This window comes from Sphingosinicella sp. SM1-17, assembly GCF_056821765.1.
Genome location: NZ_JBPDIO010000001.1, coordinates 3,150,820 through 3,165,286 on the forward strand (window position 1 = coordinate 3,150,820; position 14,467 = coordinate 3,165,286).

14 protein-coding genes are annotated in these 14,467 nt (G+C 64.8%); 9 read left to right on the top strand and 5 right to left on the bottom strand.

All coding sequences use genetic code 11. The features are described 5' to 3' along the window. The first annotated feature begins 35 nt into the window (after positions 1 to 35). The 8 genes from ACRYLT_RS15895 to ACRYLT_RS15930 all read left to right on the top strand — a co-directional run bounded on the left by ACRYLT_RS15895 (position 36) and on the right by ACRYLT_RS15930 (position 8,965). The gene (locus ACRYLT_RS15895; protein ID WP_482665053.1) at positions 36 to 755 is read left to right on the top strand and encodes a uracil-DNA glycosylase family protein; all 720 of its coding nucleotides are present in this window, start codon (positions 36 to 38) and stop codon (positions 753 to 755) included. Beyond that, a complete protein-coding gene (locus ACRYLT_RS15900) occupies positions 752 to 2,512 on the top strand; it encodes a lytic transglycosylase domain-containing protein (protein ID WP_482665054.1) in 1,761 nt (586 codons plus the stop codon). The genes ACRYLT_RS15895 and ACRYLT_RS15900 overlap by 4 nt, the downstream gene beginning before the upstream one ends. A 47-nt stretch (positions 2,513 to 2,559) precedes the next feature. After that, entirely contained in the window at positions 2,560 to 3,633 is a 1,074-nt protein-coding gene (locus ACRYLT_RS15905) for a PA0069 family radical SAM protein (RefSeq protein ID WP_482665055.1), read from the top strand. A gap of 108 nt (positions 3,634 to 3,741) precedes the next feature. Further along, entirely contained in the window at positions 3,742 to 4,038 is a 297-nt protein-coding gene (locus tag ACRYLT_RS15910; RefSeq protein ID WP_482665056.1) for a hypothetical protein, read from the top strand. Between the two features lie 66 nt (positions 4,039 to 4,104). Further along, on the top strand, positions 4,105 to 5,616 hold the full coding sequence (locus tag ACRYLT_RS15915) for an ATPase domain-containing protein (protein ID WP_482665057.1): 1,512 nt from the start codon (positions 4,105 to 4,107) through the stop codon (positions 5,614 to 5,616). Then, positions 5,600 to 7,327, top strand: a complete 1,728-nt coding sequence (locus ACRYLT_RS15920; RefSeq protein WP_482665058.1) for a response regulator — start codon at positions 5,600 to 5,602, stop codon at positions 7,325 to 7,327. Before ACRYLT_RS15915 ends, ACRYLT_RS15920 begins: the two co-directional genes overlap by 17 nt. A gap of 45 nt (positions 7,328 to 7,372) precedes the next feature. Continuing rightward, a complete protein-coding gene (locus tag ACRYLT_RS15925) occupies positions 7,373 to 7,768 on the top strand; it encodes a hypothetical protein (RefSeq protein ID WP_482665059.1) in 396 nt (131 codons plus the stop codon). Between the two features lie 6 nt (positions 7,769 to 7,774). Further along, entirely contained in the window at positions 7,775 to 8,965 is a 1,191-nt protein-coding gene (locus tag ACRYLT_RS15930) for a winged helix-turn-helix domain-containing protein (RefSeq protein ID WP_482665060.1), read from the top strand. Here the strand turns inward: ACRYLT_RS15930 and ACRYLT_RS15935 are convergent. Beyond that, positions 8,923 to 10,068 carry an acyl-CoA dehydrogenase family protein gene (locus ACRYLT_RS15935; protein ID WP_482665061.1) on the bottom strand — a complete coding sequence of 382 codons (1,146 nt, stop codon included), beginning with the start codon at positions 10,066 to 10,068 and terminating at the stop codon, positions 8,923 to 8,925. The two genes, ACRYLT_RS15930 and ACRYLT_RS15935, sit on opposite strands and share 43 nt — an antisense overlap. Positions 10,069 to 10,207: 139 nt before the next feature. Here ACRYLT_RS15935 and ACRYLT_RS15940 point away from each other — a divergent pair, with 139 nt between their 5' ends. Continuing rightward, entirely contained in the window at positions 10,208 to 10,927 is a 720-nt protein-coding gene (locus tag ACRYLT_RS15940) for a winged helix-turn-helix transcriptional regulator (protein WP_482665062.1), read from the top strand. On the opposite strand, the gene gatB is transcribed toward ACRYLT_RS15940, so the two are convergent. From gatB to gatC, 4 genes are read right to left on the bottom strand one after another with little or no spacing between them, the layout of a single operon-like run. Further along, positions 10,905 to 12,383, bottom strand: a complete 1,479-nt coding sequence (gene gatB, locus ACRYLT_RS15945) for an Asp-tRNA(Asn)/Glu-tRNA(Gln) amidotransferase subunit GatB (RefSeq protein WP_482665063.1) — start codon at positions 12,381 to 12,383, stop codon at positions 10,905 to 10,907. The genes ACRYLT_RS15940 and gatB overlap by 23 nt on opposite strands. After that, entirely contained in the window at positions 12,380 to 12,640 is a 261-nt protein-coding gene (locus ACRYLT_RS15950) for a hypothetical protein (RefSeq protein ID WP_482665064.1), read from the bottom strand. Before ACRYLT_RS15950 ends, gatB begins: the two co-directional genes overlap by 4 nt. Continuing rightward, positions 12,634 to 14,115, bottom strand: coding sequence for an Asp-tRNA(Asn)/Glu-tRNA(Gln) amidotransferase subunit GatA (gene gatA, locus ACRYLT_RS15955; protein WP_482665065.1), 1,482 nt, complete (start codon positions 14,113 to 14,115; stop codon positions 12,634 to 12,636). Before gatA ends, ACRYLT_RS15950 begins: the two co-directional genes overlap by 7 nt. Continuing rightward, positions 14,112 to 14,399, bottom strand: coding sequence for an Asp-tRNA(Asn)/Glu-tRNA(Gln) amidotransferase subunit GatC (gatC, locus tag ACRYLT_RS15960; RefSeq protein ID WP_482665066.1), 288 nt, complete (start codon positions 14,397 to 14,399; stop codon positions 14,112 to 14,114). The genes gatA and gatC overlap by 4 nt, the downstream gene beginning before the upstream one ends. Positions 14,400 to 14,467: the final 68 nt, after the last annotated feature.

Genomic DNA, 14,467 nt, shown 5'->3' on the forward strand with positions numbered 1-14,467 from the left:
CCAGCCCGCCTTGGGACGAGTCAAAGGGATGGAGAGTGGCTGTGGGGTTTGGGCAAGGCATGTCCTCGGACTGGGCGGCGAGTGCCCTGAAATGGTGGGAAGATGCGGGCGTCGACGTGATCGTCGGCGAAACGCCGCGCGACTGGTTGAACCCGCCCGCAAGAGCGGCCGCCCCGCCGACCGCGATCGAACCCACCGCCGATGTCCCGCCCGCCGACCTCGCGGACTTTCGGCGATGGTTGCTCGACTGCGATCGGTGGCCGCTCCCCGCCCGGTCAAGAGTGGCACCGGCCGGCGATCCCAAATCGGGCCTGATGATCCTCGTCGATATGCCGACGATCGAGGATGTGGCTGCTGGCGCCTTGCTGGCGGGAACGGCCGGCGCCCTGTTCGACCGGATGCTGAAGGCCATCGGCCGGAGCCGCGAGACCATCTACCTGGCCTCGCTGTCGCCAATCCGCACCGCTACCGGCAAGGTCGATCCCAGCGAATCGGCAAGCCTCGCGGAACTGGCTCGACACCATGTCGGCCTGGTTTCACCCAACGCCCTGCTCCTGTTCGGCGACGCCTGCGCCAAGGCACTGGTCGGATCGCCGGTTGCAGGTGCTCGAGGACAGTGGCACGATCTTGAGACTCCGAGCGGCTCGGTCAGGACCGTTGCAACCTTCAGCCCTCACTATCTCGAGCGGATGCCGGCGGCAAAGAAGCTCGCCTGGGAGGATCTTCAGATGCTGATGGAAGGACTGAAGCCATGAAGAGGGTGAACGCCGTGCTGTTTGCAGGGCTGGCTCTGGTTGCTGCTCCCGTTCAGGCAAGCGTCGGTCTGGCCCAGTCTTCGACAGAACGTGCCTTCTCGATTCCTACCCAGCTCAGTGCGGGTGAGCGTGAAACTTATCGCGCGCTGTTCGCGGATCTGCGGGCCAAGAACTGGGCCAGTGCGGCAGCCCGGCTGGAGAGTCTCCGACCCGCGCCGCTCAGCGATTTCGCTCGAGCGATCCTCTACACTCACCCGGAATCGCCGCGCGTCGAAGTCGGGCCGCTGCTGGAGCTGCTCGAGCGAGCGCCCGACCTGCCCCAGGCGCCGGACCTGGCCCGGCTTGCCACCTTGAGGGGCGCCACCGTCCTGCCCGAAATTCCCGAGCAGCAGCGGCTCGCCGGACTTCCAGGACAGCCGCGGCGTCAGCGGCCGCGGCCAGTTCGCGGCGACCCCGCCGCCGACGCGCTCGAACCGGCGATCAATCCGCTGCTCGTTAACGATCGCCCATTCGAAGCGGAGGCGATTTTCAACGAGCGCAATGCCGATCTTTCGGAGGAGGCAAGGACTGCCTTCGCTCAGCGCATCGCCTGGGTCTACTATCTCAACGGCAATGACCGGGATGCGCTGCGGCTCGCCGACATTGCTCGTCGAGGCGTGACCGAATGGGCCATCCACGCCGAATGGGTGGCCGGGCTGGCAAGCTGGCGACTCGCCGACTACCGTGCGGCGGCGCAGCATTTCAGCACAGTCGCCGCCCGGTCGAGCGACGTGGAGCTTTCAGCCGCCGGCCATTACTGGACGGCTCGAGCACAGACGGCGGGCGGGCAACCGCAGCTGGTGCAGCAACATCTTCAGTCGGCCGCCCGACTCAACGAAACCTTCTATGGCCTGCTCGCGCAAAGTGCGCTCGGCATTCGCCGGCGCGCCGCCGAACTCGACCCGCTCAGCGCCGACGAGTGGCGCGACTTGTCGAGACTGCGCAACGTCCGAGCCGCAGTGGCCCTGACGGAGATCGGCGAAACCGAGCTGGCGGGTAACCTGCTCCGTCACCAGGCCCGGATCGGGCCATCGCGCGACCACGAGAAGCTGACGCACCTTGCCGCGAGACTCGATCTGACCAGCACCCAGATGTGGCTCGCGCATAATGGTCCGCGTGGCCATCGAACCGACATTCACGATCGCTATCCGCGTCCTAGCTGGCAGCCGCCGCGCGGCTGGCGAGTCGACCGCGCGCTCGCCTTCGCCCACGCCTTGCAGGAATCGAACTTCCGTCCCGAAGCGGTGAGCTCCGCCGGCGCTCGCGGTCTCATGCAGGTGCGACCCGGCACGGCAGGCGACCTGATCCGATGGCGCGGGATCACGGCCGACCCCTCCCGGCTCAACGATCCCGCCAACAATATCGAATTCGGGCAGACCTATCTCGAATATCTGCGCGATCTGCCGAGCACCGGCGGATTGCTGCCGCGGGTGATCGCTTCCTACAATGCCGGTCCGGCACCGATTGCCCAGTGGAACACCCGCTTTGACCAGAGCGATCCGCTGCTGTTCATCGAGACGATCCCCTACTGGGAGACTCGCGGCTACGTACCGATCGTCCTTCGCAACTACTGGATCTACGAGGAGCAGACGGCCGATCGCTCATCGAGTCGCCGAGCCCTGGCTCAGGGTCTCTGGCCGCGGTTCCCCGGAATGCCGGGACCAACGGCCGTCCGGATCGACGGGCGTGGCCCGCAATCGGCGAGTGGGGCCGACTGACTCAATCTGTTCTTGCTATGTTCCGTCAATCGGGCTAGCTTTGTCGAATGAGGCCAGACGCCCGCCTTGGTCGCGGCGCGCCCGAGAACAGGACGCCCACGCGCTTCAATCTGCCTGTTCGCGAAGCCGATGGCGACTGGCTCGATTCGCGTGAAGAACAGGATGGCGAACCGGCGCCGCTTCGAACCACGGTCACGGTCGAGAAGCCAAAGACGATCATCGCCCGCAACCAGTCGCTCGACATCGGCTTCGATCGGTCCATAAATCCGTACCGGGGCTGCGAACATGGTTGCATCTACTGTTTTGCGAGGCCCACCCACGCATTCCACGATCTTTCTCCCGGCCTCGACTTCGAAACGAAGCTGTTTGCCAAGCCGGACGCGGCCAGGCTCCTCCGATCGGAACTCGGCAGGCCTGGCTATTGCGTGCGTCCGATGGCGATGGGAACCAATACCGACCCCTATCAGCCCATCGAAGCGAAATGGCGGATCACTCGAAGCGTCCTCCAAGTGCTCGCGGAGACCCGGCACCCGGTGACGATCACCACCAAGTCCGACCGGGTGCTTCGCGATCTGGACATTCTCGAGCCGATGGGCCGCCTGAACCTCGCCAGCGTCGCGCTTTCGATCACCTCGTTGACTCCTCAAATATCGCGCACCCTGGAACCTCGAGCGCCGACGGCTCGAAAGCGGCTCGACGCCGTGAAGCGGCTCTCCGAGGCCGGAATTCCGACGACGGTCGCCATCGCCCCGGTCGTTCCGGGGATCACGGATCACGAGCTCGAGGCCTTGGTGGAGGCGGCCGCCGAGTCCGGCGCCCAGGGCGCCTTCTTCCTTCCTGTCCGCTTGCCGCACGAAGTCGCGCCGCTGTTTCGCGCCTGGCTCGACGAACATTATCCGGAGCGCGCAGGCAAGGTCATGGCGATCATTCGCCAGATGCGCGGCGGCAAGGACAATGATCCCAACTGGTTCACGAGGATGCAGGGGTTCGGCCCATGGGCCGATTTGCTTCGGACCCGGTTCCAGCGTGCGGTGAAGAAGCACGGTCTCGATCGGGTGAGGCAGCCGCTTCGTACCGACCTTTTCGAACCGCCTGCCGGTCCACAGCTTCGGCTCCTTTGAAGGCAGCTTTCGTTGATCCGACGTCCCTGATCGGGACTCTCCCGCTCCGGGCGATTGCAGCGCTCGCGCGGGAATGAGATTGGAGAATATCGATCATCGGAGTCTGCCATGCGGAAATCCATGCTGATGCTCTCGGGACTTCTTGCAACGCCTGCGCTCGGTCAGCCGACCGAGAGCGAGGCCGAAAAGCTCATGGTCGCCCGATCGGACGGCAGCTGGACCATCACTCGCGACATCGCCGAGCCTTCGAACTCTCTTGGCCGCGAGACGGATGGACTGATCTTGGACGAGGAGGATCCGGCGACCTCGGATGATCGCCGGATGCGCCGCAGCGACGAGGATCGGGCGATTGAAGAGGCATTCGAAGAAGCGGTCGAATGGTCACGACGCACCGATCCGCAGTGACGCTCAGCGAGGATTTACACGCGCCTGCGGTCTGATGCAGATGGGCGCCCCAGCGAGGAGGCGTCCATGGCCGGTGAAGAAGAGCTTCTTGATGAGGGAGGTCCGGTTTCGTCGGGATCCCCCGCCCTCGATTACATTCTTCAGGGAGGCTATGCGGCCAGGCGGGTGCACCTGATCGAGGGCGAACCCGGCTCGGGCAAAACAACCCTGGGACTGCAGTTCCTGATCGAAGGCCGCGACAAGGGCGAACGCTGCCTCTACATCACCTTGTCCGAAAGCCGGGAAGAGCTTCTCCACGTGGCGGGCACTCATGGCTGGGACCTGTCCGACATCGAGATTTTCGAGCTCGTTCCACCGGAGCTCAGCCTCGATCAGGAACGGGAACAGTCCATCGTCTACGCCTCCGATCTCGAATTGGGAGAAACCGTTCGGCTGGTCATGGATGAAGTGGAGCGGGTCGCCCCAGCCCGGATCGTCTTCGACAGCCTCTCTGAGATTCGATTGCTCGCTCAGGGGCCGCTACGTTTCCGGCGACAGGTGCTGGCGCTGAAGCATTATTTCGCGCGGCATAATTGCACGGTCGTTTTCCTCGACGACCTCACCCAGAATACGGACGACCTCAGCCTCCACAGTCTCGCGCATGGAGTCATCCGGCTCGAGCAGCAGGCCATGTCCTACGGCGCCGAGCGACGACGGCTGCGGGTGTGGAAGATGCGCGGCCGGGCGTTTCGCGGCGGCTTCCACGACTTCCGGATTCGCAAAGGCGGGCTCGACATCTTCCCGCGGCTCGTAGCCGGTGCGCATCCTGAAGCCGGTGCGCCCGGGCGGCGAGCTTCGAGCGGGATCGAGCCGCTCGACGAACTGGTCGGCGGCGGGCTGGACTTCGGCACTTCGACCCTCATCCTCGGCCCTTCCGGATCCGGCAAGTCCACCTTGGCAATGCAGTATCTCCACGCCGGACTGCGGGACGGCGACAAGGCGCTGTTCGTCAGTTTCGACGAGACCAGCCGGATCTTCTTCCAGCGGGCCGAGGGTCTCGGATTGGACTTGGCGCCCCATTCCCAGCGCGGTGCACTCACCTTCCGTCAGGTCGATCCTGCCGAGCTTTCCCCCGGCGAGCTGAGTTCGATCGTCCGCGATCATGTCGAAGGCGGGGCCGCGATCGTGGTTCTCGACTCCCTGTCGGGATATCAGCATGCAATGCCGGACGAGCAGCACATGCTGCTCCAGATGCATGAGATTCTCACCTATCTGAACCAGCAGGGCGTGCTCACCTTCCTGATCCTCGCCCAGACGGGAATGGTGGGGCACATGCAGGCTTCGATCGACCTGACCTACCTTTCCGACAACGTACTTCTTCTTCGCTTCTTCGAAGCCGGCGGCGAGATCAGGCGGGCGCTATCGGTCGTCAAGAAGCGGACGGGTTCGCACGAGGCGACGATCAGGGAGTTCAAGATCGACGGTGGCGGCGTCCAGGTGGGCCCGAAACTGGACGGCTTCCGGGGCGTTCTGACCGGAACTCCGACGTTCGAAGGCCGGGGGGCGTTGCTCGAGGATCGGAGTGTCGACAAAAGCTGAGTCTCTCCCGGACGACCATTTCCTGATCGTTGCGCCCGGAGGGCGCGACGCGCCGGTCATCGCCGATCTGTTGCGGAGCGGTTCGCTTCCGACAATCGCGGATCCCGACGGCGAAACCCTGCTCGACGCGATCGTCGCCGGACGTGGTGCTGGTGCCATCGTCACCGACGCCGGACTTGCGCGGATCGACAAGAATCGACTTCGCCACGCGATCGAGGGTCAGCCCCCCTGGTCTGACTTCCCCTTCGTCCTGCTCGCCCGGCGAGGAGAGCAGCGGCAGGGATCGCGGGCTATCGAGGAGCTGGTCAACGTCACCGTCCTCGAGCGCCCCCTTCATCCGGCCACCTTGCTGAGCGCAGCGCGATCGGCTCTACGCGGACGGCTGCGCCAGCGCCTCGCCGCTCGACATCTGGCCGATCTGGAGCGGGCCCGCTCCGAACTGAGGGAATTGGCCGACACCCTCGAAGAGAAGGTATCTGCCCGGACCCGCGACCTTGCCGCGGCCAACGACCGGCTTACCAAGGAAATCGTCGAGCGTGAACGCGCCGAAGCGAGACTGGTCCAGGCACAGAAGATGGAGGCCGTAGGGCAGCTCACGGGCGGCATTGCTCACGATTTCAACAACTTGCTTACAGCCGTTGTCGGCTCGCTCGATCTTCTCCTGCGGCGGACCGACGATGAAGGCGTGAAGCGTCTCGCCCGCAACGCCCTGCAGGCGGCCGAGCGAGGCGCAGAGCTCACCTCCCAGTTGCTGGCCTTTTCGCGGCGCCAGCGCCTGTCCCCGGCCGCGGTTCAGCCGAACGACGTGGTCTCCGGCATGGGAGACCTGATCGCGCGTACGATCGGGCCGCACGTGCGGGTGGAGACGAAGCTTGCGCCTGACCTCTGGCTGGCGCTTGCCGATCCGACCCAGCTCGAAGTGATGATCCTGAACCTGGCGATCAATGCGCGCGATGCGATGCCGGCCGGCGGCCGACTGACGATCGCGACGAGCAATGTCGATTCGGTTCCGACCGCCCTGGTCGGCGAGCTTGAGCCGCGCCAATATGTCGCGATCTCGGTCACGGACACCGGCACGGGCATGAGCCCGCAGGTATTGGCCAAGGCCTTCGAACCCTTCTTCACGACCAAGGCTCCCGGCAAGGGCACCGGCCTTGGACTTGCGCAGCTCTACGGCTTCGCGAAGCAATCGGGCGGCACCGCCCGAATCGAGAGTCGGGAAGGCGAAGGCACAACCGTCACCATCTATCTCCCTCGAACGGAACAGGGGGTAAGCGCCCGTCCCAACATTTCGCCCACGCCAATGGCGGACCGCCGAGCACGGATCCTGATCGTCGACGATGATGACGACGTCCGGCTGGTAGCAGCGGCCATTGCGGAGGAGCTGGGCTATGAAACAGCGACCGCCGCGAGCGGTGCCGAGGCGCTCAGCCTGGCCGAGGCTGAGGAGTTTGCGCTGATGCTGACCGACATCGCCATGCCCGGAATGTCCGGGGTCGAACTCGCTCGCCGAATGCACGACGTTTCGCCCAACATGAAGATCGCCTTTGCCAGCGGCTATGCGGACATCCAGACGTTCGGCGAGGAACTTGCCAACGAGATCGTCCTCAAGAAGCCCTATCGGATTCACGAGGTCGCCGCCCGCATCGAGGCCTTGCTGTCGGAAGCTCGCGAGGATCCGGGCAAGGTGCTTCGCTTTCCCGCTGCCTGATCGAGCGGGCGCGACAATGCCGTTCGTCTGCGCTAGGGAGGCGTGATGACCAAATCGGCAACCGACGTGATGCAGGAGATCATCTACTCCGCCGTCATTGACTCGCTTGGCGCGCTGAAGACGGCATCGAAGGGGCTGCCGAACAATCTGCTGCGCGACCTTAATGCCATCCACGCCAACACAACCTTTGCCGATTTGCCGCCGGAACTTCAGGCGTCGATTACGGCGAGCGTCCGCGCCGCCTTCACCCGACTCCTGAAGGAGGGCTACTCCGTTTCGAGTGGCCAGGCCGCGCCCCCGCGCAACCCTATCCGACGCGACGCCCCTCCGCAGGGCCGCGGGCCGAGGCCGGGAGGTCCGCGCGGGGAACGCCGCGACGGACCAAGGCCGCCACGCAAGGGCGGTCGGCCGGGCGGGAAGCCGGGACCGCGCGGGAAATAGGGGATCTTGCCTGAACGGGTAACGCCGGCCGCAGCCCGGCGGATCGTGCTGGCGGCGCAGGGATTTGGCACAACCCGACCCGGACGGGTCGACCAGGGCCATCTGCGTCGAACCATCGACCGACTGTCGCTCCATCAAATCGACAGCGTGAACGCGATTACGCGCGCGCACTATCTGCCGGCCTTTTCGCGGCTTGGAGTCTATGATCGGACCTTTCTCGACCGGTCGGCCTGGGGCCGCAAGTCGGATCGACGCCTGTTCGAATATTGGGCTCACGAAGCCTCGCTCCTGCCGCTCGAGCTGCATCCGCTGCTCCGCTGGCGGATGGCCGGCGCCGATCGCGGCGAGATCGGCTGGAACAGCCTGCGCGCTTTCGCCCGGGAGCGGCGGCAGCAAGCCGAGTCGGTGCTGGCAAGGATCCGAGCCGAAGGGCCCCTCGCCGCTTCCGACTTCGACACCGGCCGGAGCCGCGGCGGCTGGTGGCAATGGGGCGAATCGAAGCGCGCGCTGGAATGGCTGCTCTGGGCCGGCCACGTGACGACTCACTCGCGCCGAGGCAGCTTCGAACGGGTCTACGACCTTACCGAACGAGTCATCCCGCCGGGCATCCTCGCTCTTCCGACGCCTTCCGAAGCGGAAGCGCAGCGGCTGCTGGTGGAGCGTTCGGCGAGAGCCCTGGGTATCGCGACGATCAGCGAGTTGCGCGACTATTTCCGGCTGAAACCCGAGCCCGCTCGCCGGGCCGTCGAGGCCCTGGTCGCAGAGGGCCTGCTCGTTCCCGCCCGTGTCGGCGATTCGCCGCTCCCCTATTTCATCCACCGCGACGCGCGCCGACCCCGCCGAGTGCGAGGCCAGGCGCTGCTTGCGCCATTCGATCCTCTGATATGGGAGCGGAGCCGAACCGAGCGGCTGTTCAATTTCCGCTATCGGATCGAGATCTACACTCCGGCCGAAAAGCGCGAGCACGGCTATTATGTGCTGCCATTCCTGCTCGACGAAAGGCTGGTCGCCCGAGTCGACCTGAAAGCCGATCGAAGCCGCTCCTGTCTCCTCGTGCGCCAGGTCACGCTTGAACCCGATTCGCCGCCGGAAACCCTTCATCGGCTCGACGAGGAGATCCGACTGATGGCAACCTGGCTTGGTCTCGGGACCGTTCAGCCATCCACGTCGAGACCCAGTGCAAGCCGACCAGAATAGAGCAGCTGCGGCTTCTCCTGAAGCGGATGGAAGCGGGCACCCTGGACATCACGGAAGGCCCGCTCGATCCCCGCCGAGCGATAGAAGGACGCTCCGCCCACCACTTCCATCGCTTTCTCGACGGTTTCGATCGCCGCGCCCCCGGCCAGCGTCCGCGCCGTCATCGACTGTTTGGTGGTTTCGGGGCCGGGGGAGGCCGATTCGGCGAGTCGGATCATCCGCTCGAGGGCCATCTCTGCCGTGGCGAAGGCATTTTCCATCTCTCCGACCAGAAGCGGCAGATGGGGATCCTGGGCTCGCTTGCGGGCCAGCTCCAGCGCCCTCGTCCGAGCCGCCTCGGCCACGCCGACATAGGCCGAATAGATCAGCGGAAAGGCTATCATGCTGATGATATGGAACAGCATGTGCCATTTGCCTGTCGGGCGACTGCCGGCAATGGCAGCGTCGGGGACGAAAACGTCGCAGAGCTCGACATCGTTGGAGCCCGTCCCGCGCATTCCAAGGCTGTGCCAGGTGTCGAGAACTCGAACGCCGGGAGCGTTCAGCGGCACGGCAAAGTGCAGCACCGTCGGTCCGGAACCCGGGTCATCGTACACGGCGCTCGTGACCAGCAGGTCCCCCGCCGGGCTACCGCTCGAAAAGGGCTTTCTCGCGGTCACCTTGTAACCGCCCTCCACCCTGGTGGCGGTGCCGCCGCTCGGCAGCCAATCCGAACCGCCGCTTGAAACAAGCACCAGATCTTCGCCGGCGACTCGCCTAAGGAGGCCTTCCGTCGGCGCTTTCTGATGGCGCCAGCGCCACGCGGCGACGGCGACAAGATGGCAATGCATGGCATAAGCGAGCGCGCTGGACCCGCAGACATTGCCCAGCCGGCGGATTACCTGGCCGATATCGGCGACGCTGGCTCCGCCTCCGCCCAATTCTTCAGGGACGAGCGCCTTGAACAGCCCTTCCTGCTTCAGTCCATGATAGGTTTCGTGAACGAAGCTGTCCTCGGAATCGTGCATCGCCGCACGCGCTCCGATATGTTTCGTCAGTCGCTCGACGCGATGCAGCCAAGCGGGCGAGCTGTGCGAATTTTCCAGTGTAGCGGCCAGTATCATGCTATCGTCTCCCGGTGGCCGGATCCGATGATCCGACGTTGCGGGAACGATGACAAGACGCTGCGGTGACAGCTAGTTCAGCAACTGAATCGACCCGGTACAGGAACTGAACTGCAGCCGCCGCCACCGGGAGAGCGAGATGGCGGAGCGGAGCTACCGGCAATTCTGTCCTGTGGCGATGGCCGCGGAAGTTCTCTGCACGCGCTGGACCGTCGTGCTTCTTCGCGAGCTGATCGCCGGGTCGACCCGCTTCAACGACCTGCGCCGCGGAGTGCCGCGAATGTCGCCAGCCCTGCTTGCCCAGCGATTGCGGGAGTTGGAGTCGATCGGCGTGGTGGAGCGGGTCCCCTGCCCTTCGGATCCAACGATACTCGAATACAGGCTGACGGAGGCCGGACTGGAGCTCGAGCCGCTGGTCGACCGGTTCGGACGCTGGGGCCAGCGCTGGGTGAAGAGTGAGGTCTCTCTGCAGAATCTCGATGCTCAGCTGCTGATGTGGGACATGCGGCGAAACCTGGTCACGACTCCGATGCCGCCGCGGCGCAGCGTGATCCAGTTCCGTTTCCCCGATCAGCCGACAGGCCGGCGCTGCTGGTGGCTGATCGTCGAGCCGGACGCGCCCGTCGACCTCTGCTCGGTCGATCCGGGCTTCGACGTCGATCTTTACGTCGGAAGCGATCTTCGAACCATGACGGCCATCTGGATGGGGCACGACAGGCTGCGGTCGGCGATCGAGGAGGGTCGGCTGATCCTCACTGGCGAACCCGACCTCGCCAGCAAGATGGATTCCTGGCTGGGCCGCAGTCCGTTCGCTCAGGTGGAGCGACCGGTTTCGATTAGCCCGACAATGCCTTCTTGAGCAGCTCGTTGACGACCTGCGGATTGGCCTTGCCCTGCATCGCCTTCATCGTCTGACCGACAAAGAAGCCGAACAGTTTGTCCTTGCCGGATCGATATTCGGCGACCTTGTCTTGATGGGCCGCGAGCACATCGGCGATGACCTTTTCGATCGCTCCGGTGTCCGAAGTCTGCTTGAGCCCCCGCGCTTCGACAATGGCCGAAGGATCCTCGCGCGTTTCGAGCATGATCTCGAAGACCTGCTTGGCCAGAGTTCCGGAGAGGGTGCCGTCGGCTACCAGCCTGAGGAGCTCGGCCCCCTGGGCAGGAGTCACCGGGCTCTGCTCGATTCCGAGCCCAAGCCGGTTCAGAGCGCCAAACAGGTCAGAGATGACCCAGTTGCTTGCGCGCTGCCCATGTTCGTCGCCCAGCTCGGCAAGGAGGGCTTCGAACCACCGCGCCGTTTCGACTTCGGCGGTGAGCACGCTGGCGTTGTAATGCGGCAGGCCCAGCACCTCCTCGTAGCGGCGGCGCTTGGCGTCCGGCAGCTCGGGCAAGGACTCCCGGCAATCGCGCAGAAAGTCGTCGCCAAGCTCGAGCGGCAACAGGTCCGGATCGGGGAAGTAGCGGTAATCGTGGGCTTCCTCCTTGGAGCGAAGCGACCGAGTCTCGCCTTTGTCCGGATCGAACAGGCGCGTCTCCTGGACGATCGTCCCACCGCTCTCCAGTATGTCGACCTGCCGATTCGCCTCATATTCGATCGCTGCCATGACGAAGCGGACCGAATTGACGTTCTTGATCTCGCAGCGGGTCCCGAAAGCTTCGCCCGGGCGGCGCACCGAGACGTTGACGTCGGCGCGCATGCTGCCCTGTTCCATGTTGCCGTCGCAGCTTCCGACATAGCGAAGGATCGCCCGAAGCTTGCGGACATAGGCACCGGCCTCTTCGGGCGAACGCATGTCGGGCTTCGAAACGATCTCCATCAGCGCCACGCCCGAGCGATTGAGATCGACATAGGAAAAGCTTGGATGCTGATCGTGCAGCATCTTGCCGGCATCCTGCTCGATATGAATCCGCTCGATTCCGACCTTTTTGGTGAGGCCGTCGCCGGTCTCGATCTCGACGACACCCTCGCCGACGATCGGATGATAGAGCTGGCTGATCTGATAGCCCTGCGGCAGATCCGGATAGAAATAGTTCTTCCGATCGAAGCGCGACCAGGGGTTGATCTTTGCGTTGAGCGCCATTCCGGTGCGGACCGCCTGGCGCACACATTCCATGTTGGGCACGGGCAGCATGCCGGGCATGGCCGCATCGATCAGCGAGACCTGGCTGTTGGGTTCCGCACCAAACTCCGTCGATGCTCCGGAGAACAGCTTCGCCTGGCTCACCACCTGGGCATGAACTTCGAGGCCGATCACGACCTCCCAGTCGCCGGTAGCGCCGCGGATTCGGTAAGTGGATTCTGCTTCGGTCATTTCTTTTCCGCTTCGACGGCCGCGGCGTGGATCCGGACGAGCATCTGCTCGATCCCGTCCATCTGCTCCTGTGGGATCAGGCCGACCGGCATGGTGCCAAGCGTACGGCGGATTCCCTCCAGCGACACTTCCATGTCGTCAGCACTCGCGACGCCCTTTTCGGCCAATATCCGAAGCGCGTGAACTCCGGCCAGGAAACCCGCGAGCCCAAGCGTGAAGTCGCGCTTGTCATAGGCGCTCTCTTCCAGCACTACCACCAGGCCTCCGGCCGATGGGTGAAGCCGGCGCGCTGCTCGATCGCCAGCCCGGCGTTCAGCACGTTCTGCTCGTCGAGCGCCTTGCCGACGATCTGGAGTCCGAGCGGCAGGCCCAGGCCATCCAGACCGGCCGGAACGGACATGGCCGGAAGACCGGCAAGGCTGGCCGGGACGGCAAAGACGTCGTTGAGATACATGGCGATTGGATCGGCGCTCTTCTCGCCAAGCGCAAAGGCGGCCGAGGGCGCGGTCGGAGTGAGGAGAAGGTCGACCTCCTGCCAAACCTGTTCGAAATCGCGCGCAATCAGCGCGCGCACTTTCTGAGCCTGGTTGAAATAGGCGTCGTAGAAGCCGGCGCTCAGCACATAGGTGCCGATCATGATCCGGCGCTTCACCTCCGCGCCAAAGCCGGCGGCGCGGGTCTGTTCGTACATTTCGGTGAGGCCGCCCTGGTCAGGCTGAACCCGGGCACCATAGCGGACTCCGTCATAGCGGGCGAGGTTCGACGAAGCTTCGGCCGGAGCGATGATATAGTAGGTCGGCAACGCATATTTGGTATGCGGAAGCGAGACCTCCACGATCTCCGCGCCGGCGTCGCGAAGCCAGTCGATGCCCCGCTGCCAGACAGCGTCGATCTCGGCTGGAACGCCGTCGATTCGATATTCGCGAGGGATGCCGACCCGCTTTCCCTTCAGGTCCGGATCCAATCCCGCCTCCCATCGCGGGACGGGAAGGTCGAGCGAAGTGGCATCCTTGGGATCGAACCCGCTCATCGCCTCGAGCAGGATCGCACAGTCGCGGACATCGCGCGCCATCGGCCCAGCCTGGTCGAGGCTGGAAGCAAAGGCGACGATTCCCCAACGCGAACAGCGGCCATAAGTCGGCTTGATGCCGGCGATGCCGGTGAAAGCGGCCGGCTGGCGGATGGAGCCGCCCGTATCGGTGCCGGTCGCGCCGGGGCAGATCCGGGCGGCCACCGCCGCCGAAGATCCGCCCGAGCTGCCGCCCGGCGCGAGCGGCGCGTTGCCGCCATCGCTCCGCCGCCAGGGGGAGATGACCGGCCCGTAGCCGCTCGTCTCGTTGGACGACCCCATGGCGAACTCGTCCATGTTGAGCTTGCCGAGCATGCCGGCGCCGGCCGCAAAGAGCCGGGCACTGACGGTGCTTTCATAAACCGGCGTGAATCCGTCCAGGATGCGGCTTCCGGCGGTCGTCTGCACGTCGCGGGTAGCGAACAGGTCCTTGATCCCGAGCGGAACGCCCGACAGCGGCTTGAGCTCGTCCCGTCGGCGCGCCTCATCCGCACAGTCCGCGGCAGCGAGGGCATGCTCCGGCGTCTCGACGATGAAGGCGTTCAGGCTCTTCGCCTTTTCCACCGCGGCGATGCAAGCTTCCGCAACTTCCCGGGCCGAGAAGTCGCCATTGCGAATGCCGTCACGGATTGCCGCGACCCCGAGATCGTTGAGCCGGCTCATTCGATGACCTTCGGAACGGCGAAGAAACCATGTTCGGCGACCGGCGCATTCTTCAGCACCTCGTCGCCAATCCCGCCTTCGGTGACGACGTCGTCGCGAAGTCGAAGCTTGTTGGGAATCACGGCGGTCATCGGCTGGATTCCCGACACGTCCACTTCCTGAAGCTGTTCGATCCAGCCGAGAATGTTGGACAATTCGGGCGCCAGCGAGGCGACCTCCTCCTCGCTCACGGCGATGCGGGCGAGTTTGGCGATGTGGCGAACGGTGGCACTGTCGACGGACATTCTTGATCCCACTGGAGACGGGATCGCAAGCGATCCCTCGGGGGCGCCGCTAGCATTGCAGGTCACGG